Annotated in this window: 21 protein-coding genes; 10 read left to right on the plus strand and 11 right to left on the minus strand. The window is 72.2% G+C overall.

Annotated features, from left to right (window positions below; genetic code table 11):
• Positions 1–8: 8 nt before the first annotated feature.
• From AW271_RS01290 to AW271_RS01315, 6 genes are read left to right on the plus strand one after another with little or no spacing between them, the layout of a single operon-like run.
• Positions 9–857, plus strand: a complete 849-nt coding sequence (locus AW271_RS01290) for a 3-hydroxyacyl-CoA dehydrogenase family protein (protein ID WP_062330490.1) — start codon at positions 9–11, stop codon at positions 855–857.
• A gap of 10 nt (positions 858–867) precedes the next feature.
• Entirely contained in the window at positions 868–1,116 is a 249-nt protein-coding gene (locus AW271_RS01295; protein WP_061297865.1) for an acyl carrier protein, read from the plus strand.
• A gap of 1 nt (position 1,117) precedes the next feature.
• The gene (locus AW271_RS01300) at positions 1,118–2,266 is read left to right on the plus strand and encodes an acyl-CoA dehydrogenase family protein (protein WP_062330492.1); all 1,149 of its coding nucleotides are present in this window, start codon (positions 1,118–1,120) and stop codon (positions 2,264–2,266) included.
• Complete coding sequence (locus AW271_RS01305; protein WP_062330494.1) at positions 2,266–3,345, plus strand: HAD-IIIC family phosphatase; 1,080 nt, start codon at positions 2,266–2,268, stop codon at positions 3,343–3,345. The genes AW271_RS01300 and AW271_RS01305 overlap by 1 nt, the downstream gene beginning before the upstream one ends.
• Positions 3,335–4,114: a thioesterase II family protein gene (locus AW271_RS01310; protein WP_083975915.1), complete on the plus strand. Its 780-nt coding sequence runs from the start codon at positions 3,335–3,337 to the stop codon at positions 4,112–4,114. The genes AW271_RS01305 and AW271_RS01310 overlap by 11 nt, the downstream gene beginning before the upstream one ends.
• The gene (locus tag AW271_RS01315; RefSeq protein ID WP_062330496.1) at positions 4,111–4,737 is read left to right on the plus strand and encodes a 4'-phosphopantetheinyl transferase family protein; all 627 of its coding nucleotides are present in this window, start codon (positions 4,111–4,113) and stop codon (positions 4,735–4,737) included. Before AW271_RS01310 ends, AW271_RS01315 begins: the two co-directional genes overlap by 4 nt.
• Here AW271_RS01315 and AW271_RS01320 read toward each other — a convergent pair.
• Genes AW271_RS01320 through AW271_RS01340 form a run of 5 tightly spaced genes read right to left on the minus strand, consistent with a single transcriptional unit; the run spans position 4,700 to position 16,005 of the window.
• Positions 4,700–5,860 (minus strand): acyl-CoA dehydrogenase family protein, encoded by a 1,161-nt coding sequence (locus tag AW271_RS01320; RefSeq protein ID WP_062330499.1) that lies wholly within the window; start codon positions 5,858–5,860, stop codon positions 4,700–4,702. The two genes, AW271_RS01315 and AW271_RS01320, sit on opposite strands and share 38 nt — an antisense overlap.
• The gene (locus AW271_RS01325) at positions 5,857–9,642 is read right to left on the minus strand and encodes an SDR family oxidoreductase (protein ID WP_062330500.1); all 3,786 of its coding nucleotides are present in this window, start codon (positions 9,640–9,642) and stop codon (positions 5,857–5,859) included. The genes AW271_RS01320 and AW271_RS01325 overlap by 4 nt, the downstream gene beginning before the upstream one ends.
• The gene (locus AW271_RS01330; protein ID WP_063817818.1) at positions 9,639–14,342 is read right to left on the minus strand and encodes a type I polyketide synthase; all 4,704 of its coding nucleotides are present in this window, start codon (positions 14,340–14,342) and stop codon (positions 9,639–9,641) included. Before AW271_RS01330 ends, AW271_RS01325 begins: the two co-directional genes overlap by 4 nt.
• A gap of 42 nt (positions 14,343–14,384) precedes the next feature.
• On the minus strand, positions 14,385–15,179 hold the full coding sequence (locus AW271_RS01335) for an ABC transporter permease (RefSeq protein WP_062330502.1): 795 nt from the start codon (positions 15,177–15,179) through the stop codon (positions 14,385–14,387).
• Complete coding sequence (locus tag AW271_RS01340; RefSeq protein WP_062330504.1) at positions 15,169–16,005, minus strand: ABC transporter ATP-binding protein; 837 nt, start codon at positions 16,003–16,005, stop codon at positions 15,169–15,171. The genes AW271_RS01335 and AW271_RS01340 overlap by 11 nt, the downstream gene beginning before the upstream one ends.
• Before the next feature lie 301 nt (positions 16,006–16,306).
• Here AW271_RS01340 and AW271_RS01345 point away from each other — a divergent pair, with 301 nt between their 5' ends.
• The 3 genes from AW271_RS01345 to AW271_RS01355 all read left to right on the plus strand — a co-directional run bounded on the left by AW271_RS01345 (position 16,307) and on the right by AW271_RS01355 (position 19,005).
• On the plus strand, positions 16,307–17,815 hold the full coding sequence (locus AW271_RS01345; RefSeq protein ID WP_218007911.1) for a glycosyltransferase family 39 protein: 1,509 nt from the start codon (positions 16,307–16,309) through the stop codon (positions 17,813–17,815).
• Positions 17,816–17,894: 79 nt separating this feature from the next.
• Positions 17,895–18,584, plus strand: a complete 690-nt coding sequence (locus AW271_RS01350; protein WP_062330506.1) for a phosphotransferase — start codon at positions 17,895–17,897, stop codon at positions 18,582–18,584.
• Positions 18,568–19,005 carry a DUF1707 SHOCT-like domain-containing protein gene (locus AW271_RS01355; protein WP_062330508.1) on the plus strand — a complete coding sequence of 146 codons (438 nt, stop codon included), beginning with the start codon at positions 18,568–18,570 and terminating at the stop codon, positions 19,003–19,005. Before AW271_RS01350 ends, AW271_RS01355 begins: the two co-directional genes overlap by 17 nt.
• Here AW271_RS01355 and AW271_RS01360 read toward each other — a convergent pair.
• Together AW271_RS01360 and AW271_RS01365 are read right to left on the minus strand one after the other, a co-directional pair.
• Positions 18,966–19,628: a dihydrofolate reductase family protein gene (locus AW271_RS01360; RefSeq protein WP_062330509.1), complete on the minus strand. Its 663-nt coding sequence runs from the start codon at positions 19,626–19,628 to the stop codon at positions 18,966–18,968. The genes AW271_RS01355 and AW271_RS01360 overlap by 40 nt on opposite strands.
• A gap of 82 nt (positions 19,629–19,710) precedes the next feature.
• On the minus strand, positions 19,711–20,901 hold the full coding sequence (locus tag AW271_RS01365) for a hypothetical protein (RefSeq protein ID WP_062330511.1): 1,191 nt from the start codon (positions 20,899–20,901) through the stop codon (positions 19,711–19,713).
• 231 nt (positions 20,902–21,132) lie between these two features.
• Between AW271_RS01365 and AW271_RS01370 the strand changes: the two genes are divergently transcribed.
• Positions 21,133–21,864: a neutral zinc metallopeptidase gene (locus tag AW271_RS01370; RefSeq protein WP_062330512.1), complete on the plus strand. Its 732-nt coding sequence runs from the start codon at positions 21,133–21,135 to the stop codon at positions 21,862–21,864.
• Between the two features lie 144 nt (positions 21,865–22,008).
• Here the strand turns inward: AW271_RS01370 and AW271_RS01375 are convergent, their stop codons facing one another.
• Genes AW271_RS01375 through AW271_RS01390 form a run of 4 tightly spaced genes read right to left on the minus strand, consistent with a single transcriptional unit; the run spans position 22,009 to position 25,394 of the window.
• Positions 22,009–22,311: a hypothetical protein gene (locus AW271_RS01375; protein ID WP_062330514.1), complete on the minus strand. Its 303-nt coding sequence runs from the start codon at positions 22,309–22,311 to the stop codon at positions 22,009–22,011.
• Positions 22,308–23,006: a gamma-glutamyl-gamma-aminobutyrate hydrolase family protein gene (locus AW271_RS01380; protein ID WP_062330516.1), complete on the minus strand. Its 699-nt coding sequence runs from the start codon at positions 23,004–23,006 to the stop codon at positions 22,308–22,310. Before AW271_RS01380 ends, AW271_RS01375 begins: the two co-directional genes overlap by 4 nt.
• A 2-nt stretch (positions 23,007–23,008) precedes the next feature.
• Positions 23,009–24,055 carry an aminotransferase class I/II-fold pyridoxal phosphate-dependent enzyme gene (locus AW271_RS01385; RefSeq protein WP_062330518.1) on the minus strand — a complete coding sequence of 349 codons (1,047 nt, stop codon included), beginning with the start codon at positions 24,053–24,055 and terminating at the stop codon, positions 23,009–23,011.
• Positions 24,036–25,394, minus strand: a complete 1,359-nt coding sequence (locus AW271_RS01390) for a PLP-dependent aminotransferase family protein (RefSeq protein ID WP_157553849.1) — start codon at positions 25,392–25,394, stop codon at positions 24,036–24,038. The genes AW271_RS01385 and AW271_RS01390 overlap by 20 nt, the downstream gene beginning before the upstream one ends.
• Positions 25,395–25,458 lie beyond the last annotated feature (64 nt).

Genomic DNA, 25,458 nt, shown 5'->3' on the forward strand with positions numbered 1-25,458 from the left:
GAGAGGTCATGACACTTATCGGTGTGGTGGGCGCCGGCGTGATGGGCGTCGGCGTGGCCCAGAACCTGGCCCAGACCGGCCACGACGTGGTCCTGGTGGACAAGGACGAGGAGATCCTCGCCGCGGCCCGCGCCACCATCTGGCGCAACGCCAGGATGAGCCGCCTGATGGGCGGCCCGGCCCTGGACCCCGACGACGTGCTGTCGCGGATCACCACCGCGGTGGGCGCCGAGGCGGTCGCCAAGTGCGACGTCGTCATCGAGAACGTGACGGAGAACTGGGACGTCAAGCGGGCGGTCTACGAGACGATGGACGCGGCCTGCGGGCCGGACACCGTCTTCGTCGTCAACACCTCCGCGATCCCGATCACCAAGGTCGCCGCCGTCACCGGCCGCCCCGACAAGGTGGTCGGGGTGCACTTCATGAACCCGGTCCCGGCCAAGCCGGCGTGCGAGCTGATCCCCGGCTTCCACACCACCGCCGAGACCGTCGAGCGGGTCCGCGACCTGCTGTCGGCGATGGGCAAGAAGGCCATCGACGTCAAGGACGCCTGCGGCTTCGTCTCCAACCGCGTCCTGATGCTGACCGTGAACGAGGCCGCGTTCCTCGTCCACGAGGGCGTCGCCACCGCCGAGTCGGTCGACGAGGTGTTCCGGAGCTGTTTCGGCCACCCGATGGGCCCGCTGGAGACGGCCGACCTGATCGGCGTCGACACCATCCTCTACAGCGTCGAGGTGCTCTACGAGCACTACGCCGACAGCAAGTACCGCCCCTGCCCCCTGCTCAAGCAGATGACCGACGCGGGCCTGCACGGCCGCAAGTCGGGCCGCGGTTTCTACACCTACGACGCCAACTAAGGAGCCAGACATGTCCGGCAACGCCAAAGAGCAGATCCTCGACTTCGTGCGCGCCCGCTACCCGCAGGCGGAGATCGACGAGACCCAGGACATCTTCGCCCTGGGCTTCGTGAACTCGCTGTTCGCCATGGAGCTGGTGATGTTCATCGAGAAGACGTTCGAGGTCACCATCCCCAACGACGAGTTGAAGATCGACAACTTCCGGTCCGCCAACACCATGGCGGAGCTGGTGGACCGGCTTTCGCCCGCACGAGTCTGACATGACGACCCAGGCTGAGATCGCGCCGGGCGTGCTCCAGGTCACCGACCGGAAGTCCGCCCGGGCGTTCGTCGACACCCACATCGTCCCGTACGCCGACGCGTACGACCGGCAGGGCCGGGTGCCCGAGGAACTGCTGGAGCGGATGACCGCCGCCGGGCTCTGGGCGCCCTTCCTGCCCGGGGACTCCGGCGGCGGGGGGATGGACCTGGTCACCCTCGGCGAGGTCCACGAGGAGGTGGGCCGGGGCTGCTCCTCCGTGCGCAGCCTGCTCACCGTCCACACGATGGTGTCGTGGGCGGTGCAGCGGTGGGGCAGCCCGGCGCAGCGCGAACAGTGGGTGCCGGCGCTCGGCCGGGGAGACGTGCTCGCCGCGTTCTGCCTGTCCGAGCCCGGCGCCGGCAGCGACGCCTCCGGGATCGCCAGCAACGTCGTGGAGAAGAACGGCGGCTGGGTGCTCAACGGCGTCAAGAAGTGGATCACCAACGGCCAGCGCGCCGACCTCTTCCTGGTCTTCGCCCGCACGGCCACCAGCATCGGGGCGTTCCTGGTGCCCAGGGACACCCCCGGCGTCGAGGTGACGCCGATCGAGGACGTGCTCGGCACCCGGGCGTCGATGATCGCGGAGATCTCCTTCCGCGACGTCGCGCTCGGCCCGGACGCGCTGCTCGGCCCGAGCGGCTTCACCGCCGGCATGGTGCTGACCGGCACCCTGGACCTCGGCCGCTACAGCGTGGCGACCGGCTCGGTCGGCATCATCCAGGCCGCGCTGGAGGCCTGCGCCGCGTACGCCTCCCGCCGCACCGTCGGCGGGTCGCTCCTCAAGGACCTGCCGCTGATCCAGGCGAAGCTCTCCGACATGGTCACCGACGCGCGGGCGGCCCGCCTGCTCGTCGCCGAGGCCGGTCGCCTCAAGGACGCCGGGGAGGCGTCCACGATCATGGCGACCTGGGTGGCGAAGTACTTCGCCTCCACCGCCGCCGCCCGGCACGCGTCCGAGGCGGTCCAGATCCACGGCGCGAACGGCTGCTCCCACGACTACCCGGTGGCGCGGCTGTACCGGGACGCCAAGGTCATGGAGATCATCGAGGGCAGCAACGAGATCCAGCGCATCACCATCGCCAGCCAGGCAGAACGGGAGATCATCTGATGACCGTGGTCGACGAAACGCCTCTTGTCGTCCCGGAGAAGCCGGTCCAGGGCCGGATCAAGTGCGTGGTCTGGGACCTGGACAACACGCTCTGGGACGGCGTGCTGCTGGAGGACGGCGAGGTCACCCTGCGGCCCGCGGTGGCGGCGCACATCCACCGGCTCGACCAGATGGGCGTGCTGCACTCGATCGCCAGCAAGAACGACAGTGACGCCGCTCTGGAGAAGCTGCGCGAGTTCGGCCTCGACGAGATGTTCCTGCACCCGCAGATCAACTGGAACGCCAAGTCCGAGTCCATCGCGCGCATCGCGAAGGCGCTCAACCTCGGGCTCGACGCGTTCGCCTTCGTCGACGACCAGGAGTTCGAGCGCGGCGAGGTCGGCCACGGCCTGCCCGCCGTCACCCTCGTCGACGTCGTCGACTTGGAGGAGGCGATGGCGCGGCCGGAGTTCATCCCCCGGTTCGTCACCGACGAGTCCGCCCAGCGCCGCCCCATGTACCAGGCGCAGGCCGCGCGCGACGACCTGGAGTCGGGCTTCGTCGGCACCAACGAGGAGTTCCTGGCCGGGCTGGACATGCGGTTCACCATCGCCCCCGCCGTCCGGGACGACCTCCAGCGGGCCGAGGAACTGACCGTCCGCACCAACCAGCTCAACTCGACCGGCCGCACCTACTCCTACGAGGAGCTCGACGAGCTGCGCGAGTCGCCCGACCACCTGCTGCTGGTCGCCTCGCTGACCGACCGGTTCGGTAGTTACGGCAAGATCGGCCTGGCCCTGGTGGAGAAGGGCGAGACCGAGTGGCGGCTCAACATGATGCTGATGTCGTGCCGGGTGATGTCCCGCGGCGTCGGCATGGTGCTGCTCAACCACATCATGCGGCTGGCCCAGGCGGCCGGGGTGAGCGTGCGCGCCGACTTCGTGGAGACCGGCCGGAACCGGATGATGCAGATCACCTACGCCTTCGCCGGGTTCCGCGAGGTCGGCAGGGACGGCGTCCACGTGGTGCTGGAGGCCGACCTGAGCACCGTCCAGCCGCCCCCGCCCTACGTCCAGCTGGAGATCATCGATGAGCTTTGACGACGCGGCCGGCCGCTGGATGCCGTTCGCGGGCCAGACCGGCGCCGGCCCGGGCGCGCTCGCGCTGTACTGCCTGCCGCACGCCGGCGGTGCCGCCTCCACCTTCCGGAGCTGGTTGCGCGTCCTGCCGGGGGTGGCCGTCCAGCCCCTCCAGCTCCCGGGCCGCGACAGCAGGCTCAGGGAGCCCGCCTACGACCGGATGGGCCCGCTGGTGGCCGACCTCGCCGAGATCGTCCAGGCGGACGTCTCGCTCGGCTCGATCGACCGCCGGTACGCCCTGTACGGCCACAGCCTCGGCGCGCTCGTCGCGTTCGAGCTGGCCCGCGAGATCCGCCGCCGCGGCGGCCCGCCGCCGGTGCACCTGTTCGTCTCCGGTTCGGTCGCCCCGCAGCTCGCCTACGAGGACGGCAAGCCGGTCGGGCAGATGTCCCGGCCGGAGGTCGTCTCGATGCTCCGCGAGCTGGGCGGCACGCCGGAGTGGCTGCTGACCGATCCCGGCGTGCTGGACATGATCCTCCCGGCCGTGGTCGCCGACTTCACCATCAAGGAGACCTACGAGTACCGCGACGAGAAGCCGCTGGACCTGCCCATCACGGCCATGCCCAGCACCGACGACGCGCGGATCAAGGCCGAGACGGTGACGCCGTGGGGGGAGCAGACCACCAGGGAGTACGAGCTCCAGCCGTTCGTCGGCGGCCACTTCGCGGTGTTCGAGCAGGCCGCGCTGACCCACAAGCTCATCTCCAAAGCCCTGCTCAAATGGATGTGACGGACTCCTTCGTGTGGCGGGTCCACCTCGATCAGCCGGATGGCGCGAGGTGGGCCTCGCTGCTTTCCGGGCCCGAGCGGGCCCGAGCGGCGGCGCTGGCGACCCCGGCCGAGCGCCGCCGCTTCACCGTCGCGCACGGCGTCCTGCGGGTGCTCCTCGGGCGGCTCACCGGCCTGCCGCCGGCCGGTCTCGTCTTCGGCGCGGAGTCCGGCGGCCGACCGTACCTCGTCGGCCGGCCGATCGACTTCAACCTGTCGCACTCCGACGAGTGGGCGCTGATCGGGGTGGCCCGGCCGGGCCTGCGGGTCGGCGTCGACGTCGAGCGCGTGCGCGACGACCTCGACCATCTGGCCATGGCCCGGCACCTGTACCGGCCCGCCGAGGTCGAGCGCCTGACCCGGGCCGCGTGCCCCCGCGAGGAGTACTTCCGGTTGTGGTGCGCCAAGGAGGCGTACATCAAGGCGACCGGGGCGGGCCTGGCCGGCCTGCGCGACGCGCCGGTGACGCACGAAGGGAACGCGACGGTGGGTTCGTCGCGTTCCCTTCGCTGGCTCGACGTGGCGCCCGGCTACGCGGGCGCCATCGTCACGACCGTTGGGACACCGGCACCACGTACCGGTTGAACACCAGGTCCCGCAGCACGTCGTCGCCGCCCTCGACGATCGACACGTACCGCACGTCGCGCAGCAGCTTGCCGATCACGGCGTCGTGGGTGTAGCCGACGCCGCCGAACATCTCCGAGGCGGCCGAGGCGATCTGCCACCCCGTCTGGCCGCAGAACATCTTGGTGGTCAGCGCCGCCTTCAGCGTGCCCACCCGGAGGAACTCCGCGGCCGCGTCCGGGCGGGCCGCGATCTCGTCGTAGCGGCGGGCCGCCGCCAGGCACTGGTTGGCCATCACGTCGATCTGCATCTCGAACTGGCCCAGCTTGGCGGCGAACACCGCGTTGCCGGCCAGGACGGCGCCCTTGACCTGCTTGGTCCTGCCGTACTCCAGGCACACGTCCCGGATCCGGCGGGCGATGCCGAGCGCCGTGGTGGCGATCAGGATGCGGCTGGCGTTCAGCCCCACCTCCAGCAGCCGCACCCCGTTGCCGCGCAGCACGTTGGCGGCCGGCACCCGGCAGTCGGTCAGCGTCACCTGGTACGTCGCCGAGGAGCGCAGCCCCAGCACGTCCCAGCGTTTGTCGATCCGGATGCCCGGGGTGTCGCGGGGGACCAGCACCGCGAGGTAGCCGGCCGGGTCGTGTTCGGCCCGGGCGACCACCACCAGGAACTCGGCGAAGTCGGCGTTCGTGGAGAACGCCTTCTCCCCGTTCAGCACGACGTCGTCCCCGTCGCGGCGGGCCGTCGTGGTGATCCTGGCCAGCTCGCTGCCGGCCGCGTGCTCGCTGCCGAGCGTCGCGCAGAACCCGCTGCCGGCCACCAGCTTGCCCAGGTAGTGGTCCCGCAGGTCGGGGGAGCCGTACCAGGACACCATGCTGGTGGTCAGGACCGGGATGAACAGGGTGAACGCGGCGCCGGCGTCGGCGTAGGCGAGTTCGGCGACGATCCGCACGCCGTCCTCCAGGCCGAGGCCGGGGCCGCCGTACTCCTTCGGCACCCACCAGTTCGCCAGGCCGGTGTCGGCGAACCGCTCGTACAGCGGGAGCGGCGCCTCGGCCAGCGAGTCGAGGTAGGCGTCCTTGCCGATGAGCTCCCTGCGCGCGAAGGCCTGGACGGCCCGCACGTGCTCCGGCTGCCTCATCCGGTCTCCCGTTCGTCGAGCAGCTCGGCCAGCAGGCGCACCGTCGGGCACTCCAGCAGCCCCGTCACCGGGACCGACGCGTTCAGCGACTTGCGGATCCGGGTGGTCAGCTCGATCGCCAGGAGCGAGTGGCCGCCCAGCTCGAAGAAGTTGTCGGTGGCGCCGATCGGCTCGATGCCCAGCACCCGCGACCAGATCTCGGCGAGCGCCGCCTCGGTGCCCTCCCTCGGCTCCACGTAGGGGTTGTTGAGGTCCGGCCTCGGATGGCGTTCCTGGTCGTCGGGGGTGTCGTCGGCGCCGTGGATGTCGCCGGTGACCCACTGCGCCAGCCGGCCTTCCAGCGGGCCGGTCGAGATGACCAGATGGCCGACCCGGTCGGTGGCCGACAGGGCGCGCTCGAAGACGTCGACGCCTTCGGCCGGGGCCATCGCGAAGCCGACGACGGCCTCGCTGTGGCCTTCCAGACGGCTGGCGTCGATGCTCCAGGTGTCCCAGTCGACGGTCACCCAGCGGCTGCCGCCCGCCACCCGGGACTGCCGGATGTAGGCGTCCAGCGCCGCGTTGGCCGCCGCGTACGGCGCGAGCGTCATGCCGCCCAGCACCGCCGCGATGGACGACAACGTGATGCGCCGGTCGGCGGCGTGCCCGCCGAGCACCTTCTGCAGCACGTGGAAGCCCGTGACCTTGGTGGCCAGGTGGGCGTCGCACTGCGCGCGGTCCATCAGGTGGGCGAAGTTGAAGTACGCCCCGTCCTGCACGCCCGCGCCGTGCACCGCCACGTCGATCCCGCCGAACCGCTCGACCGCGGCCTCGACCACGGCCGCCATCGCCTCCTCGTCGGCCACGTCGGCCGACAGGCAGAGCACGGTCGCGCCCCGGCTCTCCAGGTCCAGGATGTTGCGGATGTGCCGGGCGGTGCGCTCGCCACCCTGGGGCGTTCCGGCCAGGAACTCCTCCCACTCCTCGCGGGGCGGCAGCGGCGACCGGGCGGTGAGCACCAGGTTGCAGCGGTACGCGGCGGCCAGGTGCCGGGAGAGCACGAGCCCGACGTCGCCGAGGCCGCCGGTGATCAGCACGGTCTCGCCGTGCTTGATCGGGCGGGTCTCCTCGGTCAGCTCGTCGATCGGGAACTGCTCGTAGGCGCGCAGCCAGGTCTCGCCGGCGCGGACCGCGACCGGGCCTTCGTGCGGGGCCAGGATCGCGGCCAGGATCTGGACGGCGTCGCCGGCGGCGTCGACGTCGATGGTGCGGGCCCGGATGCGCGGGTTCTCCTGGGCCAGGCTGGGGGCCAGCGCCGCCAGCGTGGAGTGCTCCGGGTGGCGCAGGTCCGAGCCGACCACGCCGACCGCACCCGAGGTGAGCAGGGCGAGTTCGGCGCGCGGCGCGGAGCCGCTGTTGTCGACCAGTTCCCTGGCCAGCGCCAGCACGGAGTAGAAGCCGCGGTGCTGTTCGGCGTCGAAGTGCGCGGCCGGGTCGTGACCCGGTCCGGGCTCGGCCGAGGCCAGGCTGAACCCGTGGACGATCGCGCGGGGCGCGACCAGCAGCGAGTAGAGCAGCTCGGCCATGTCGTCGGGCTGGTCCAGCCGGATGGTGAAGTCGCCGGAGTCGTCCTGGTCGAAGCTCTCGCCGCTCCGCACCGCCGTGACCTCGGCGCCCGCCGCGTTCAGCCGGTCGATCAGGGCCTCGCCCCGGGCGTCGTCGGCGAAGACCAGCCAGGGACCGGCCGCGCGCAGCCGCTCGTCGAGGTCGGCGACCGCGAACGGCCGCTGCCTCCAGGTCGGCAGGTACGTCCACTTCGACCGGTCGAAGGTCTTGTCGTTGCTCACCGGGGCGGCCTGGGTGTTCGGGGTGGCCTTCACCCAGTAGCGGCGCTTCTGCCACGGGTAGGTGGGCAGTTCGACCCGGCGGCCCGCGCCCCGGTGCAGCGCGGTCCAGTCGATCGTGCTGCCGGCCTGCCACAACCGGGCCAGCGTGGCCAGCAGCCACTCGGCCGCGGGCGCCCCGTCGACGGGGGCGACGGCGATCTCCTCCGACGCCTGACCGGCGTCCTCGCGCGTCACCTGGACGCCGAGCCGCCGCAGCCCGTCGGCCAGCGCGCCGACCGCGTCGTGCCGGTCGGTGCCGTCCTCGATGCCGAGCACGGCGTCGACCGCCGCGAGCAGCTCCGGCCACCAGCTCTCCGGCACGCCCTCCGGCGTGACCAGGCGCACCTTCGGGTTGCGGCGCTGGGTCTTGGCGTCGATCCAGCGGGCCGGGTCGGTCAGCGCCACGACCGCGTCGTCGCGGTCGGCGACCACGACCGCGCGCCGCAGCGCGAACCCGCCGCGCGACACCTGCAGCGTGAACGCCACGTCCGCGACGTCGTCGCCGGAGTCGCCGGCCAGGTGGGCGGCCAGCCGCTCGCCGAGCGCGTTCAGCGCCTTCTCGTCGGCGGCCGAGAACGTCAGCAGGTGCGGGCCCGGCCGGTGCGGGAGGGCCGCGCGCGGCGGCGCCTGCTCCAGCACCACGTGCGCGTTGGTGCCGCCGAGGCCGAACGAGCTGACCCCGGCCCGGCGCGGGTGCGGGCCCTCCGGCCACGGCCGGTGCTCGGTCAGGACCGTGAACCGGTCCTGCGCGGTGGCCAGCGCCGGGTTCGGCTGGACGTAGTCGGGCACGCCCTGCAGCAGCTCGTGCTTGAGGCTCAGCGCGGCCCGCATCAGCCCGGTCACGCCGGAGGCCCGGTCGAGGTGGCCCAGGTTCGGCTTCAGCGAACCGAGCACGGCCGGGGTCTCGCGCGGCTGGGTGAACACCCGGTTCATCGCGGCCAGCTCGATCGAGTCGCCCAGCATGGTGCCGGTGGCGTGGCACTCGACGTACCCGATGGTGTCGGGCTTGACCCCGGCCACGCCGAGCGCCGACTCGATCACGTCGGCCTGGCCGTCGACGCCCGGCGCGGTGTAGCCGGCCCGCATGCGGCCGTCGTTGTTGGACGCCGAGCCGAGGATGACGGCGTGGATCACGTCGCCGTCGGCGAGCGCGTCCTCCATGCGCTTGAGCGCCACCGTGCCGACGCCGCTGCCCATCACGGTGCCGCCCGCCTCGGCGTCGAAGCTGCGGACCTTCCCGTCGGGCGACATGATGCCGCCCTGCTCGTACAGGTAGCCGGCCGGCTGGGGGAGCGGCGTGAACGCGCCGCCGGCCAGCGCCATGTCGCACTCGTAGGTCAGCAGGCTCTGGCAGGCCAGGTGCACCGCCACCAGCGACGTGGAGCAGAAGGTCTGCACCGACACCGCCGGTCCGCGCAGCCCCAGCTTGTACGACACCAGCGAGGCCAGCGAGTCGCGCTCGTTGCCGATCGCCATCAGCATCGCGCCGCCGGGCTGGCTGGCCTGGTGGAAGATGTTCTTCACGACGTAGTCGGGGAACCCGCACCCGCCGAACACCGCGACCTGGCCCGGCACGTCGGTGGGGCAGTAGCCGGCCCCCTCCAGCGCCTCCCACGAGCACTCCAGGAACAGCCGGTGCTGCGGGTCCATCATCTCGGCCTCGCGCGGGTTGATCCCGAAGACCCCCGCGTCGAAGTGCTCCAGGTCGGCCAGCGGGCCGCCGATCCGCACGTAGCGCGGGTCGGCGATCTGCCCGGGCTCGACGCCGGCCTCGCGCAGCTCCGCGTCGGTGATCTCGCGCAGCCCCTTGATCCCGGACAGTACGTTGCGCCACAGGTCGGCGACGCTGTCGGCGCCCGGGAAACGACCGGACATGCCGATCAGCGCCACCGCCGAGGCGTAGTCGGTTTCTGTCATGACGTCCTTCCGCTCCGGAGCATGTTCCGCCGCTGTTCGATGCGCGAGGTGCGCTGCTGTTCGCGCACGTCGGCCGTCTGCTCTTCGCTGGCCTCGCCCGCGGTGGCCGCTTCGGCGAGCGACGAGATGGTGGGCGACTGGTAGAGGATGTGCGGGGGGAGGTAGGTCAGGCCGAGCGCCTTGCGGACCTCCGCGATGATCTCCATGCCCAGCAGCGAGTTGCCGCCCAGCTCGAAGAAGTTGTCGTGGACGCCGACCGACTCCAGCCCGAGCGCCTCGGTCCACACCTCGGCGATCTTCTCCTCGGTCTCGTTCTGCGGCTCCACGAACGCGGTCGACAGGTCGGGCCTGGGGTGCCGCCCGAAGGCGTCCCGCAGCTTCTTGACCGTCGCCTGGTGGCTCTCGATCGACGACTTGCGGCTCATCGCGACCAGCGGCGCGAAGTCCTGCGTGGAGGCGACGACATGGCGCTCGCCGCTGGCCAGCACCCGGACGAGCGCCTCGAAGCCGTCCTCGAAGCTGAGCCCGAACAGGCCCCGGTACCAGGTGAAGTACTGCTTGGAGCCCTCGTCGTAGTTCTCCAGGCCCTCCGTCCAGCCGTTCCACGTCCACTCGCACCAGTCGACCGAGGTGACCAGCGCGCCGGGCAGCGGGTCGCTGAGCGCGAAGGAGTCGAGGAACGCGTTGGCCGCGCAGTAGTCGACCTGGCCGGCGCCGCCGCCGGTGGCGGAGGTGGTGGAGGAGTAGAGGGCCAGGAAGTCGACCGGCACGTCCTTGAGCACCTCGGCCAGGGCCAGCGAACCGGCCACCTTCGGCGCGAGCGTGCGCTCGATGTCGGCCACGGTCTTGAACTGCATCAGGCCGACCGCCGGCACGCCCGCGCAGTGCAGCACGCCGTTGAGCTCGCCGAAGTGCTCGATCGCCGCGTCGACGGCCCGCCGCACGTCGGCGACCTTGGACACGTCCCCGGCCACGGTGACGACCCCGGCGCCGTTCGCCTCCAGCCGGCGCAGCCCCTCGACGCGCCGCCGCACCTCGTCGGCGGTGCCGGGGGCGGCCAGGATCTGGTTCCACTGGTCCTTCGGCGGGACCGCGGTGCGCCCCATGAGGACCACGTTGGCCTGGTATTTGCCGGCCAGCAGTTCGGCCATGCCCAGGCCGATGCCGCCCAGGCCGCCGGTCACCAGGTAGGTGCCGCCGCGCCGCACCTCCACGGCCGGGGCGGTCCGGTCGATGTTGGCGGCGTCCAGCACCTCGTAGCCCGGCGTCCAGCGGCGGCCCTCGCGCAGCGCGACGACCTGGTCGGCGGGCTCGGCCCGCAGCTCGGCCAGCAGCCCCCGCAGGGCGGCCGGTCCGGTGCCGGCGTCGACGTCGATCAGGCGGGTCCTGACCCTGGGGTACTCGACCGGGATGAGCCGGGTCGGGCCGAGCAGCGTGTTGCGCTCGGGGATGACGTCGTCGCCGGTCAGCACCTTCTGGCTGCCGACGGTGACGATGTCCAGCGCCCAGGTCGGCAGGCCGAGGTCGACCGCGGCCCGGGCGAACGAGACCAGCGTGTGGAGGCCGCGCTTCAGGCACTCCTGGGTGGCGTCGCCGCCGGCGGGGGCCGGGTCGGCGGTCCACAGGTGCACGACCCGCTCCGGCGCGAAGTCACGGCCGCCGAGCGTCCGCAGGGCGGCGACGACGTCGTCCTGTGACCCGGGGCGGACGACGAAGCCGTCGGGGGTGTCGGCGTAGGCGTCGCCGGGCCGGACCAGGACCACCTCGTGGCCGAGCGCGGCCAGGGCGGCGCGCACCGATCCGGTCAGCGTGTCGGCCAGGCCGGCGTCGGTGAAGAGCAGCCACTTGGTCTGCTCCTCCTCGCGCACCAGCTGGGGCGCGGTCTGCCGCCACACCGGGACGTTGATCCAGCGCTCGTCGGGCAGCCGCGGCAGCGCGGTCGCGATGCTGGTGGGGTCGCTCTCGTCCAGCAGGGGCACGCCGGTGGTCAGCGCCGACTGGTCGATCTCCAGCCAGTAGTCCTGGCGGTCGAAGGGGTAGGTCGGCAGCGGGACACGGCCGGGCGTCCAGCCGTCGTGCAGGGCGTCCCAGTCGATCGGAACCCCGGCCAGCCAGAGTTTGGCGACGGCGGTCGCGGTGGCGGCGAGCGTCTCCACCTGGTCGCCCTGGCCGGGCAGGGTGGTGACGATCAGCGGCCACTGGTCGCGGTCGCAGTCGGGGTGGCCGCGGGTCAGCGCGCCGAGCGACGAGCCGGGGCCGATCTCGGTCAGGGTCAGGTCGCCGCCGCGCAGCACGTGCGCGAGCCCGGCGCCGAACTCGACCGTCTCGCACATGTGGCGGGCCCAGTAGCCGGGGTCGGTGACCAGGCCGGCGGTGGCGATCTCGCCGGTGACGTTGCTGACGTACGGGATGACCGGCGGGTGCAGCGTCACGTTGGCGCTGATCCAGGAGGTCAGCTCGGCCGCGACCGGTTCGAGCATCCGGGAGTGGAAGGCGTGCGTGGTCTGGAGGCGGCGGCAGCCGATCTCGGCCGCTCTGAGCCGCGCCGCGGCGGCCTCGACGACGTCGTCGGGCCCGGCCAGCACGAGCTGCGAGCCGGTGCGGACCGCGACGTCGAGGTCGAGGTCGCCCAACACCGCCTTCAGCCGCCGCTCGTCGGCGGCCACGGCCAGCATGCCGCCCTCCGGCTGGGAGGTGATCAGCTTGGCCCGGTAGGCGACCAGCTTGAGCGCGTCGGCCAGCGACAACACGCCGGACAGGCAGGCCGCGACGTACTCGCCGAGGCTGTAGCCGACCATGATCTCCGGCTTGACGCCCCAGCTGGTCAGCAGCCGGGCCAGCGCGTACTCGGCGACGAACACGGCGGGCTGGATGAGGTGCGCGTTCGGCACCGACCGCGCCGAGGTGTCACCGGTCCGCCCGAGCAGCGCGGCCAGGTCGGGGGCGCTCGCGGGTGCGGCCGGCACGAAGACGTCGGAGAGCTGCGACGCCTCGGTGAGGCCCAGCAGGCTGACGCACTCGTCCACGTCGGCCCGGAAACCGGGCTCGGCCTCGTACAGGGCGGCGACCATGCCCGGGTACTGCTCGCCGACGCCGGCGATCAGGAACCCGGTCTTGCGGCCGACCGCCGTGTCGGTCCGGCCCAGAGGCCCGGCCGGGTCCGCGAGCAGCGCGGCGGCTTTGGCGTTGCCGTCGGCGACGACGACCTTGCGGTGGTTGAAGACCTTGCGGCCCTTCTGCAGGGTGTACGCGACGTCGCCCAGGTCCAGCCCGGGGTCGGCGGCGAGGCGCTCGCCCAGGCGGGCCGCCATGCGCTCGGCGGAGGCGGCCGACCGGGCCGACACCGGGAGGATCTGCCAGCGGCGCGGCCGCTCCCGGCGCGCGGCCGGGACGGGGGCCTCGACGATGATCGCGTGCGCGTTCGTGCCGCCCATGCCGAGTGAGCTGATCCCGGCGATGCGCGGCCGGTCGGCGCTGCGCGGCCAGGGAGTGGGCTGGGACGTGACGTAGAACGGGCTGGTCTCGAAGTCGATCTCGGGGTTCGGCGAGGTGTAGTGCAGCGTCCCGGGGATCAGCTCGTTGCGCAGCGACTGGACGACCTTGATCAGGCCGGTCGCGCCGGAGGCGCGGTCGAGGTGGCCGACGTTCGGCTTGATCGAACCGAGGATGCAGTACTGCTTCTTCTCGGTCTGGCCGAACGCCCTGGTCAGGGCCGCGACCTCCATCGGGTCGCCGACCTCGGTGGCGGTGCCGTGCGCCTCGACGTAGGAGATCTGCGACGGGTCCACGCCCGCCTTCTCGATCGCCTTGGAGACGCAGCGGCGCTGGCCGTCGATGCTGGGGGCCAGGTAGCTGAACTTCATCGCGCCGTCGTTGTTGATCGCCGAGGCGCGGATGACCGCGAGCACGGTGTCCCGGTCCTCGATCGCCTTGCCCAGACGCTTCAGCGCGACCACGGCCGCGCCGTCGCCGAACATGCTGCCGCGGCCCTGCGCGTCGAAGGTCCGCACGTGGCCGTCGGGCGACTCCTGGCCGCCCTCCTCCCACAGGTAGCCCGTCCGGTCCGGGATGCGGACCGACACGCCGCCCGCGAGGGCCATGTCGCACTCGTCGCGGCGCAGCGCCTCGCCGGCCAGGTGCACCGCGACCAGCGAGGTCGAGCAGAACGTCTGCACGGTCACGCTCGGCCCCGACAGGTCGAGCCGGAACGACACGTTCGTGGCCAGCGAGTCCTTGTCGTTGCCGATCATCAGCGCGGAGGTGTCGATGCCCATGGCGAACGCCTGCAGCCGGGTCAGCAGGTAGCCGCTGATGTTCATGCCGGCGAACACCCCGACCGAGCCCCGGCTCTCCGGCGAGCCGTACCCGGCCGACTCCAGCACCTCCCACACGCACTCGAGGAAGAGCCGCTGCTGCGGATCGGCCAGCGTGGCCTCGCGCGGGTTGTAGCCGAAGAACGCCGCGTCGAAGCCGCGGATCTCGTCGAGAATCGGCCGGCTCCGGACGTAGTTCGGCTTCGAGAACGTCGCCGCCGGCACACCCGCCTCAATGAGTTCCTCATCCGAGAAACGCGTGAAGGATTCGACTCCGGTGCTGATGTTCCGCCAGAACGTTTCTACGTCATTGGCTCCCGGGAATCGACCGGCCATGCCGATGATCGCAATATCGGAATCGTCCGCGGGTGGATGTTGCTGCGTCATCAACACGCCCCTATTCACCGAGTTTTTTAAGTGGGAATTCTCTTAGAGCAGCCCGCCGCGGCCCCAGCCGCGGGTGAGCCGGCGGATCGCGAACACGCCGCAGACCAGCGCGATGCCCAGCAGGATCGCCGCGGGCAGCAGGACTCCGGCCGTGTCGCCGACGACCGCGGCCTGCAGCATCTGCAGGGCCCAGTAACCGGGGGACGCCTGCGCGGCGACCTGCGCCCACTCCGGCATCAGGCTCAGCGGCACCAGCGCCCCGCCGAGCGAGCTGAGCGTCAGCGCGCCCACGTCCGTGATCACGCTGAGCTCGCCGTGGCTGCGCACGACGGCGGCCAGCAGCGCGCCGATCGCCAGCAACGTGAACGCCCAGAGCAGGATGGCCCCCAGGACCAGCGGGACGTTGCCCGGGATGGGCAGGCCGATGACCAGGCAGCCGTACACCAGCAGGATGGTCTGCTGCGCGACCATCACCACGTAGATCGGCAGGGTCTTGCCGATCAGCAGCTCGGCGGCCGGCGCCCGGCTCACCCGGAGCCGGTCCCAGGTCTTCCAGGTGCGCTCGGCCAGGATCGCGTTGCCCGCGATGGAGATCGCGAACACCGAGAACATGACCAGCAGCCCGGTCACCACCTTGGTGGTGCCGCCCTCGACCGCCCGTACGTAGAGCGGCTTCAGGACCAGCATCAGGACCATCGGCATGACCACGTAGCTGATCGTCTGGCCGGGGTCGCGGAGCCGGATGAGGGTGTTGTTGCTCGCCAGCGCGCGGATCCGGTAGAGGGATTCGCGCAGGGTGGCGGCCGGCCCGGCGCGGTAGCCGGTGTCAAGGAGCATCGCTGACCGCCAGGGATCGGTAGAGGTCGTCCAAGGAGGGGTTGTGCACCTCGATCGTGCTGATCGGCCGCTCGGCGCGGCCCAGCAGGTCGATCAGGGTGGCGGCCGGCTGCGTGGTGGAGACGCGGACCTCCTCCTCGTTGTCGTGGATCAGCCGCACCTCCCCGGGCAGTCCGTCGACCAGTTCGTCGTAGGTGCCCCGCGCGATGATCTTCCCGTTGCGCGCCACCGCGATGGTGGCCTGCAGCTCGACCAGTTCGGGCAGGTAGTGGGTGGTGTAGACGACGGCCGCGCCGTCGCCCGCGCGCTGCTTAACGACGTCGAGCATCGCCTCGCGGGTCTCCAGGTCGGCGCCCGCGGTCGGCTCGTCCAGCAGCAGCAGGCCGGGCCGGTTGATGAGCGCGGTGGCCGCCTGGACCCGCCGCTGCTGCCCGCCCGACAACCCCGCCGTCCGGCGGTCGATGAACGCGCCCATCCGCAGCGCGACGGTCAGCTCCTCGACGGCGCCGTCGAGCGCGGCCCGGCGCAGCCCCGCGAGCTTCCCGAACAGGGTGAGGTGCTCGCGCACGGTGACGGACGGATAGAGCGCGATGTGCTGCGGCGCGACGCCCACCCGCCCCCTGCTCGCCGACGGCGGACGTCCGTCGATGGTCACGTGACCGCCGTCCTGACGGATCAGGTACGACACGATCTCCACGAAGGTCGTCTTGCCCGCGCCGTTGTGCCCGACCAGGCCGACGATCTCGCCGGCCGCCACACTCAGGCTGAACCCGTCCAACGCCAGGACCGGGCCGTATCGCTTGACAAGATCGATGGCTTGCAGCAACGTGTCACCTCCTTGAGTATTCACCTCGAAAAGACGGTGCTTTTCGCGTGCTCGCGAATTGATAATTCGAGAATTCGGCTGGGGAAATCGAGTTACCGCTACAGTAGCGGCGGGCGGCCCGGCCGCTATTGGCAGGAAGTGGCCGGGGACAACCGGCCAACGGCGCGCAGGGGTTTCCCCCTACCGCCCGCGCGGCGAAGACAGGGGTTCCGGCTCCGGGCCCGCTGAACTGCGAAAACGGCCGTTTCCGCTTGACATGAACTCGCTGTTCATATTGACCCGTCGATGTCAGACTCTCCGGGTGACTATCGAACGCTCTGACACGAAGCTGCCGGAGGAAGGCGACAGTCGCCTCAGGGGGCTGCCCTCCCTCGCGGCAGGCCCGGTCGCCGCGGTCGCGGCGGCGCTCGCGGCCGTGCTGACCGCCCTGTCCGGCCGCTACGGATTCCACCGGGACGAGCTCTACTTCATGGTCGCCGGCGACCACCCCGACTGGGGCTACGTCGACCAGCCGCCGCTGACCCCCCTGCTCGCCCGCGCGAGCACCGCCCTGCTCGGCGACTCCCCGTCCGCGCTCCGCGTCGTCGCGACGATCCTCTGCGTGGCCTCGGTCGTGACCGTCGCCCTGATCGCCCGCGAACTCGGCGGCGACCGCCGGGTGCAGACCGTCGCCGCCTGCTGCGCGGCCGCCTCGGCGATCGTGCTGGGCCTGGGCCACCTGCTCGCCACCGCGACCTTCGACATGCTCGCCTGGCTGGTGATCAGCCTGCTGGTGCTGCGCCTGCTCCGCACCGGGGACGGCCGCTGGTTCGTGGCGATCGGCGTCGCGGTCGGCGTCGGCATGGAGAACAAGCAGCTGCTGGGCCTGCTGGTGGTGAGCCTGTTCCTGGCGCTGCTGCTGGTCGGGCCGAGAGACGTGCTGCGCACCCGGTGGTTGCCGATCGGCGCGCTCATCGCCGTGGTCATCGCCGCGCCCAACCTGATCTGGAGCGCCGCCCACGGCTGGCCGCAGTTCACGGTCGCGGCCGGGATCAGCGAAGACGGCGCCGACGACCGCGCGATGCTCTTCCCGCTCCTGATCGTGCAGCTCTCCCCGCTGTTCTTCCCCATCTGGGCGGCCGGCCTGATCCGCCTGTGGCGCGACCCGTCGGTCCGCTGGGCCCGGCTGATCCCCGTGGCGACCGTGTTGCTGTTCGCCGCCGTGCTGGTCGCGGGCGGCAAGTCCTACTACGTGCTGCCGCTGCTGCTGGTCTCGCTGGCGGCCGGCGTGGCGCCCGTCGTCCGCCGGGTCCGCCCGCGCCTTCTCGTCGCGGGCATCGCGGTCGCGGCCGCCGTCAACGCCGTCATCGGGCTGCCGGTCCTGCCGCCCGCCGCCGCGGGGGTGCCGAACGCGGTGAACGCCGAAGTGGGGGAGCAGATCGGCTGGCCGGAGTTCGTGAGGTCGGTCGCCGGCGCCTGGCGCCAGATCCCCGAAGCCGACCGCGCCCGCGCCGTCATCCTCGCCCAGAACTACGGCGAGGCCGCCGCCATCGCGCGCTACGGCCCGGAGCACGGCCTCCCCGACGCCTATTCGGGGCACATGAGCTACGCCGACTGGGGGCCGCCCCCGGACAGCGCCGACGGCCCCGTCCTCCTGGTGCACGCCGCCGAGAACCGCCGCATCCCCGCGCGGTTCACCGACTGCCGTCTCGTCGGCCCGGTCGACATCGGATACGACGTCGACAATCAGGTGAGCGAGAACGTCATCCGCCTCTGCGGGGCCGCTCCGGTCCCCTGGTCGGCCCTGTGGCCGAGCCTCCGGCACGCCTGATGCCGACATCGATCAGCGGTGAGAAGATGTCACCGGGAGGCCCGACAAATGCGGCCCTTGACCGCTTAACCTGACTACCATGCGCGTGGGTTGCCTGATCGGATCGGGGCGTGACTGCGACATCTACGAGGCCGGAGCGGGCAAGGTCATCCGGCGGGCCAAAGACGGCCGCAGCCTCGAACGCGAGGCGTCGGTCATGCGCCACGCCAGCCGTGGCGGCTTCCCCGCGCCGCAGGTCTACGACGCCGAGGGTCCCGACATCCTGATGGAGCGCCTCGACGGCCCGAGCCTCTTCCAGGACGCCGCCGCCCACCCGCGCCGCGTCCGCGACCACGGCACCCTCCTCGCCGACCTGCTCGAGAAGTTGTCCGCCGTCCGCGCCCCCGGCTGGCTGCCCGCCGCCTGTGCCGGCCACCACCTGCTCCACCTCGATCTCCACCCGCACAACGTCCTGCTGACCGGCGACGGCCCGCGCGTCATCGACTGGGCCACCGCCGGCCGGGGCGCCTCGGCCGCCGACGTCGCCGCCACCTGGCTGGCCCTCGCGTCGGGCCACGTCGACCCCGCGCTGCGCCACAGCCGCGATCTGATGCTGGCGGCCTTCCTCGACCGCGTCGACCGCGAGGCGGCCCGGCCCTACCTGACCGTTATGGCGGAACGCCGCCGTACCGACCGAAACGCCGACAACGCGGAGACGGCCGCCATCGACCGCCTCCTGGCCCGCGAACACATGACCCTCGAGGAGACAGTCAATGGCAGACCGACGTGACGTCCGGGTTTCTGACAACGATCGCGAGGCCGCCGTCGCCCGCCTGCTGGCCGCCGTGGACGAGGGCCGCCTCAGCCTCGACGAGTACAACGACCGCATGAGCCGCGCCTACACCTCGGTGACCTTCGGCGACCTCGACAACCTGCTGCTCGACCTCCCCAGCGCCCAGACGGCGGCCCCCACCGTCACCCAGACGAAGGCCCCGGCGGTGGCGACGTCGTCGTTACCCCGCTGGCTCAAGGTCGTCTGGATCGCCTGGGCCGCCAAGGTCGCCCTCAACCTGGTCATCTGGGTCATCCTCAGCCTGACCGAGGGCGAACTGCTCTACTTCTGGCCGATGTGGGTCTTCCTCCCGCCGGCCCTGATCCTCCTCGCCGTCAGCTACGCCGTCACCGCGTCGCGCAAGAGCGTGCGTTCCTGACGGGTGAACGTCAGGTGCGTGACACCTGAGGGCGTCGAGACCGCCTCGATCGTGTACGTCTCCTCCAGCGCCTCCAGCCCGTCCCAGAGCCGCACCCCACGGCCGAGCAGGATCGGCACCTGCACCACGTGCAGGTGATCGACGAGCCCCGCGGCGAGGAAGTCGCGAACGACCGTGGGCCCGCCGCCGACGCGCACGTCCAGCCCGTCGGCGGCCTTCCGCGCGCGCCCGAGCGCCTCGGCGGGCGAGGCGTCCAGGAAGTGAAACGTGGTGCCGCCGTCCATCTCGATCGACGGCCTGGGCCGGTGCGTGAGCACGAACACGGGCGTCCGGAACGGCGGCGTCTCCCCCCACCAGCCCCGCCAGGCAGGGTCGTCCTGCCAGCCGGGCGGCCCGAACTTCCCGGCCCCCATGATCTCGGCCCCGATGCCGTGACCGTGCCGCGCCGCGAAGACGTGGTCGGCCCCGCTGCCCCCTCCCGTCTCGTCCCAGAAGCGGGTGGCGAACATCCACTCGTGCAGCCGTTCCCCGGCGTGCCCGAACGGCGCGTCGAGGGCCTGACCGTCACCGGTGGCGAAACCGTCGAGCGAGATCGAGAGGTTGTGCACGCGTACCGCGGACATGAGCGGGCTCCTTTGGTCGGGCTTCCACCCATGAGTCGGAGCCGCCGGCCCGTTTTCTACACGCCTCTCGGCGGACGGTTCCTCACGAGCCCGCGATGATCCGCCGCAGGTCGACGAACACGAGCTCGTCGCCGCGCCAGTAGGCGATGGCGTCGCGGGTCATGACGTCGGTGTAGAGCAGCACGAAGGACTCGTTGGTGACCTCGGGGATCACCACCCCCAGGTCGGCGACCTTCCCGGTCCGCAGGTCGACCAGCCTCCCGGTGCCCTCTTTCAGGTGCTGGAACCGGTCGGCGGCCAGCGCGGGCCCGAGGCCCTGGATCGCCCGTTCGTGCGATCCGTCGCGGTCGCGGACGAACGACCGGTGGCCGCCGTCCACCTCGCGCGCGCCCGTGCAGGTGGTCACCCCGCACTGCACGTACAGGTCGCCCGGTCCGACGACGGCGTCGGCCGTCTCGCCGGTCTGCAGGTTGACCAGGTGACGGAACAGGACCTTGTCGTCCCCGTCCACGGTGGGCGGCGTGCCCGCCCACGGCCACTCCAGCAGGGTCAGTCCCTGCCCGCCCGGCACCGGCGCCGCCGTTCCGCCGTCCAGGGGGAGGCTGAGCACGTCGCCGCCCTGGAGGGAGTAGACCAGCCGGTCGCCGACGAGCTCGACGCGCCCGAACGCGCCACGCGGCAACTTGGCCAGCCGGACCGGCGGCCCGCCGGCCAGCGGCGCCGCCCACACCTCTCCGTCGGCGTATCTCTCGGTGTTCACCCACCAGACGAGCCGGTCGCCCGCCACGGCGTGACCGCCGGAGAACCGCCGCTCCGGCACGAGGGCGTCGGTGATCTTGCGGAACTCCCGGGTGGTCAGGTCGTAGGCGTAGAAGGCGGCGGTACGTTCGTGGTCGACCTTGCTCCGCAGCACGAGAGTCGTGCGGTCGGCGAACAGGAGCCCTTCGAGAGAGGTCCCGTCGTCGAGTTTCCGCGGCACCGTCACCACGGCCTCCGGCCACACCTCCTCCGGAGGCGCGCCGTCGGGCAGTATGACCTCCGCCGGCTCGGGTGATCCCGACGTGGGCAGGACCGTCCGCCGGCTGTCCGCCGGCTCCTCGCCGATCCCGGCCGCCGGATCTGCGGGGAGCAGGTCCGAGCCGACCCCGGCCACCGCCCCGACGACGACCACGACCGCCACTGCGGCGGCCGCGATGAGGGTCGAAATGAGCAATCGGCTCCGCCGCTCGCGGTGAACGAGCCGGTTCCGGCCGAGGTCGTCTTCGACGGTCACCGCGAACTCCTGTCGTCAGCGGGAGTCTCGCCCATGGCAGCTCGAAGCCTAGCCAGACCGCCGGCGCCGTCATTGACTCCGCGCGCCAGATGTGGGTGGCCGAGACGGGTCCTGGAACCTTCTGCCCCGCCCGCCGCGATAGAGGACACATGAGCCCCGACGGCGACGCCGCCCGCAAGGGTGCGGCGGGCGCCGGCTGGTGGTGGGCGGTGGCCCGCTACCCTCCGGTGCATGATCATGAAATTAGCCGGCGTCGCCGTCGCGGCGTTCGTCCTGTTCGCCGGGCCCGCCCAGGCCGCCCCCGTCAAGGGCCAGCCCACCCTGACCGACAACGCCGTCTACAAGAAGCCGGCGCTCAAGAAGGTCTCCTGCAAGGCGGTCAAGGGCACCACCAAGGCCTCGGCCGAGAAGTACGTCAAGAAGATCGTCTCCTGCCTGAACACCGCCTGGAAGGGCACGATCAACGGCTTCCAGCCGGTCAAGGTGCGTTTCAAGCAGGACGAGCAGGCGTGCGCCAGCGGAAACGACATCGCCGGTTCCTACGCCGAGATCTGCTCCCGGTCCCTGGACGTCCGGCTGGCCGACGACTGGATCAAGGCCAAGAGCGACACGAAGGTGTTCGCGGCCCTCATCAGGGCCTGGAACGGCGTCGTCCAGGGCATGACGGGCATCGGCGCGGCCTACTCGGCCATGCCCAACGACCGGAGCGGCGAGGACATCGCGGAGCAGACGCACCGCTACTTCCTGCAGGGCGACTGCTTCGCCGGGGTGTCGGCCAAGAGCCTGGGCCGCAAGGTCACCGACTTCAAGCAGGTGATCTCGGGCATGGAGCCGCCGGAGTACTCCTACCTCAAGCACAACGGCAAGCCCGCCAACCGCGTGTACTGGATGAAGAAGGGCTACCAGTCGGGCCGGCCCGGCGCCTGCAACACCTGGACCGCGCCCGCGGCGAAGGTCGCCTAGAGAATCCGGCGGCGGGTGGGAGCTCTACGAGCGCATGGTCGTCGTCGGCGTCGAGCCCGAGTGGGTCAAGCTGCTCGACTTCGCGACCACCCTGCCCCAAGCCGTCGAAGACCTGATCCTGGCCCGGGCCTGAGGTCGCCGTCGTCAGGCCCAGTGGAGGCCCTCGGGGGCGGGCCGCGCCCCGGTCGTGGCGCTGAAGAGCGACTCCTCGCCGCGCACCAGTTCGCCGCCTTCGTTGGCGCTGGTCAGCCGGTGCCACGTCCGCTCGACCCGGTCGGGCGTGACGCCCATCGAGGCCAGGGCCCGGTGGACGGCGGCCTCCAGCGGCTCGCCCGGAGCCCGCGTCACCCTCGGGAGTTCCCCGGCGGGGTCGCGCAGCACCCGGCCCGAAGGGTCGGCGATCGACAGGTGGGCGATCGGATCGCGGTGGCGGGTCAGGACGATCATCGCAGCACCGTCGTCCGGACGTTGTCGACCAGGGCCGCGAACAGCCGGTCGTCGCCCATCTCCTCCGGGTGCCACTGCACGCCGAGCACGAACCGGCGCGCCGGGTCCTCGGCCGCCTCCGGCAGGCCGTCGGGCGACCACCCGGTGACGGTCAGCGTGCCGGGGTCGGCGACGCCCTGGTGGTGGTAGCACTTGACGGTGGCCGACGGCCCGAGGATCGAGGCCGCCAGGCTGCCGGGCGCGAGGGTGACGGGCACCTCGCCGTAGACGGCGACGGCCGGTCGGTGGGCCGAGGTGCCGAGCGCCTCGGGGAGGTGCTGGTGGAGGCGGCCGCCGTACACGACGGCGAGGAGCTGCAGGCCCCGGCAGACGGCCAGCACCGGCAGGTCGCGGGCGAGCGCCTCGCGCAGCAGGGTCAGTTCGGCGGCGTCCCGGTAGGGGGCGGTCCGCGTCTCGCGGTGGGCCGGTGAACCGTAGAGGGCGGGGGCGAGGTCGGCGCCGCCCGAAAGGATCAGGCCGTCGAGCCGGTCCAGGACGCCCACATCCTCCTCGTCGGGCGGGATCACGACCGGGCGGCCGCCCGCGCGGGTCACGCCGTCGACGTAACCCTGCGGGACGAGCGTGACCGGCACGTCCCAGACCCCCCACGCCGCCTTCTCGATGTAGGAGGTGATGCCGATGACCGGTCTGCTCATGGTCAGACCCCGCTTTCTCTCAGGGCGGCCGCCAGCAGGGGCAGCTCGGACTCGGTGGGGGCGGTGATCCGCAGGCCGGGCACGCGGCCGGGTTCGGCGCCGTCGAAGGCGCGCACCGCCACCCCGGCGCGCAGCAGGCGGGCGTGCAGGCCGGCCGCGTCGGCGGTGGGCACGAACCGGTAGTGGACGGGCGCCGCGACGACCGGCCCGAGGTGCGCGGCCAGCAGGGCGTCCATGCGCCGCGCGGTGCGCAGCAGGCGGGCCCGCGTGTCGGCCAGCCAGCCGGTGGAGGCCAGGGCGACGGCGGCGACGAGGGCGTCCAGGTAGGAGATGGGCCAGTTCATCTGCCGCCGCCTGATGCGCTCGCGCAGCTCGGCCGACGGCGTCCACATGATGCCGGTGCGGGTGCCCGCGATCCCGAACGGCTTGTTCGGCGACATCAGCACGACCAGGTTGCGCGCCCCCGACCAGGCCGTCGAGCCCCGCGCGCCGTCGGCGGTGAACTCGATGTACGCCTCGTCGACCACCAGCGTCGAGCCCGGGTGGCGGGCGCAGACCTCGGCCAGCCGGGCGGGCGGGACGTGCAGCCCGAGAGGGTTGTTGGGGTTGGAGACCACGACGTGGGAGAACCGGCTCATGGCCAGGTCGATGCGGTCGAGCCGGGTGTCGACCGTGTCGACGAGACCCGGCGGCGGGCCGACGTGCCGGGGGAACACCCGGATCGTGTCGGTGTAGTCGGGGGTGACGACGGCGGTGCGCCCGGCGGGCAGCACCTGGCCGAGCAGCCGGATGAACTCGGTGATGCCGCGCCCCGCCACCAGTTCCTCCTCGGGCAGCCCGAGGTGGTCGGCGCAGGCGGCGGTGAACAACCGCTCGGCCTCGTACGGGTGGGGCATCAGGTGACGCGCGTCGAGCCCGTTGAGCGCGGCCCCGACGGCGGGCGGCGGCCCGTAACGGTTGACGCAGGTGCTCAGGTCGAGCACGGCGTCGCCGAGGTCGCGCAGGTCGCCGCCCTGACGGCGGGTGGGGTCACGCAGCGTGAGCGGCATCGGGCACCTCCTCGGGAGAGACGTCGAGCAGCGCCGCCAGGCACAGCCGCACCGCCGTGTCCCGCAGCGGGGAGATCGTCAGGTCGGGGCTGGTCGCCGTGCGCACGCTGTGCCGGAGCGCGGCCGTACGGGCGGCGAGCACCGACGCCGGGGCGGAGTCGGTCACGGCGGCGGCGAACACGTCCGACAGTTCCTCCACCTCGGCCTTGCCGAGCCCCCGGTAAGTGACCTCGTTGAGGCCGATCCGGACGGCGGGCCGCGGCAGGCCGGGCAGGTCCTGGAAGTTCACCCGGATGCCCGCCCGGTAGAGGCGGCCGGCGGCCTCGCGGGCGGGCAGCCCGGCCGCCTCGGTGTCGAGCCAGAGCTGGTGGCCGGCGGTGAAGCCGCGTTCGGCGGCGACCACGGGCAGCCCCCGGTCGTGCAGCAGGCCGCCGAAGCGGCGGGTGTTGGCGACCACACGCCCGGCGTACTCGGCGCCGCCGAGGTCGCGGAACTCGGCCAGGGCCAGGCCCAGGCTGAGCACCGCGCCGAAGTGGTGGCTGCTGATCAGGTAGTCCTGCGCCTGCCTGATCCGGTCGGCCACGTCGTCGCGGTTGGTGCAGAAGACCGCCTTCTGCGGGCCGGGGAACGTCTTGTGCGTGGAGCCGCCGAAGCTGTCGGCGCCGCATTCCAGCGGGTTGGCGAAGACGCCGCCGAGGATGAGGCCCATCCAGTGGCTGGCGTCGACGTGCACGAGCACGCCGGGGTCGGCGGCCCGCGCGGCGGCCACCAGGCGGGCGACGTCCACGGGGAACAGGCAGTTCGACTGGTCGACGTACACCAGGGCGGGCCGGTGGGCGGCGACCACCCGCGTCACCCCCTCGTAGTCGAGTTCGTGCGGGTTCGGCCCGGCCAGGGTGACGACCCGCTGGCCGAGACGCCCGGCGATGCCCTCGGTCGCGTAGTGGCCGCCGTTCTCCTGGGCGATCGTCGCGACGGTCGAGCCCGGCGGGCCGCCGAGCGCGGCCAGGACCAGCAGCATGCCGTTGAGGCCGCTGAGCGGGCGCACGGTCACGTGCCCGGCGCGGGCCAGTTCGCGCAGCAGCGGGATCGTGACGGACGTCTCGACGTCCGCCGCCGGCGCGCCGCTGGGGAAGTGCCAGCGGCCGGGGTCGTGGAGTTCGTTGAAGAAGTAGCGGTGATACGTGTCGAGGAGCAGCGGCAGCTTGGCCAGGCCCGACATGGCGTTCTCGGATGGGACCATCGTCAGCGTCCTACGCGCGGCGTGCTCGTTGTCCACGAGCGTGCGCAGAATGCGCTCGATCGCCGCTTCGGTACGTACAGCGTCATCATCAGCCACGATGGCGAGTCTGGGAGCGGCCGTTATCCCCGCGCCCTCACGCAGGTATCGCCGAGGTCGCGGA

Source organism: Herbidospora sakaeratensis (assembly GCF_001570525.1).
GTDB classification, from domain to species: Bacteria; Actinomycetota; Actinomycetes; order Streptosporangiales; family Streptosporangiaceae; genus Herbidospora; species Herbidospora sakaeratensis.

Bases quoted from the DNA above. Each gene is read 5' to 3' on its own strand.
- AW271_RS01330 (WP_063817818.1), bottom strand. From the start codon at position 14,342: ATGACGCAGCAACATCCACCCGCGGACGATTCCGATATTGCGATCATC.
- AW271_RS01290 (WP_062330490.1), top strand. From the start codon at position 9: ATGACACTTATCGGTGTGGTGGGCGCCGGCGTGATGGGCGTCGGCGTG.
- AW271_RS01370 (WP_062330512.1), top strand. From the start codon at position 21,133: ATGATCATGAAATTAGCCGGCGTCGCCGTCGCGGCGTTCGTCCTGTTC.
- AW271_RS01375 (WP_062330514.1), bottom strand. From the start codon at position 22,311: ATGATCGTCCTGACCCGCCACCGCGATCCGATCGCCCACCTGTCGATC.
- AW271_RS01295 (WP_061297865.1), top strand. From the start codon at position 868: ATGTCCGGCAACGCCAAAGAGCAGATCCTCGACTTCGTGCGCGCCCGC.
- AW271_RS01310 (WP_083975915.1), top strand. From the start codon at position 3,335: ATGAGCTTTGACGACGCGGCCGGCCGCTGGATGCCGTTCGCGGGCCAG.
- AW271_RS01335 (WP_062330502.1), bottom strand. From the start codon at position 15,179: ATGCTCCTTGACACCGGCTACCGCGCCGGGCCGGCCGCCACCCTGCGC.
- AW271_RS01360 (WP_062330509.1), bottom strand. From the start codon at position 19,628: ATGTCCGCGGTACGCGTGCACAACCTCTCGATCTCGCTCGACGGTTTC.
- AW271_RS01325 (WP_062330500.1), bottom strand. From the start codon at position 9,642: ATGACAGAAACCGACTACGCCTCGGCGGTGGCGCTGATCGGCATGTCC.
- AW271_RS01380 (WP_062330516.1), bottom strand. From the start codon at position 23,006: ATGAGCAGACCGGTCATCGGCATCACCTCCTACATCGAGAAGGCGGCG.
- AW271_RS01305 (WP_062330494.1), top strand. From the start codon at position 2,266: ATGACCGTGGTCGACGAAACGCCTCTTGTCGTCCCGGAGAAGCCGGTC.
- AW271_RS01300 (WP_062330492.1), top strand. From the start codon at position 1,118: ATGACGACCCAGGCTGAGATCGCGCCGGGCGTGCTCCAGGTCACCGAC.
- AW271_RS01350 (WP_062330506.1), top strand. From the start codon at position 17,895: ATGCGCGTGGGTTGCCTGATCGGATCGGGGCGTGACTGCGACATCTAC.
- AW271_RS01385 (WP_062330518.1), bottom strand. From the start codon at position 24,055: ATGCCGCTCACGCTGCGTGACCCCACCCGCCGTCAGGGCGGCGACCTG.
- AW271_RS01320 (WP_062330499.1), bottom strand. From the start codon at position 5,860: ATGAGGCAGCCGGAGCACGTGCGGGCCGTCCAGGCCTTCGCGCGCAGG.
- AW271_RS01355 (WP_062330508.1), top strand. From the start codon at position 18,568: ATGGCAGACCGACGTGACGTCCGGGTTTCTGACAACGATCGCGAGGCC.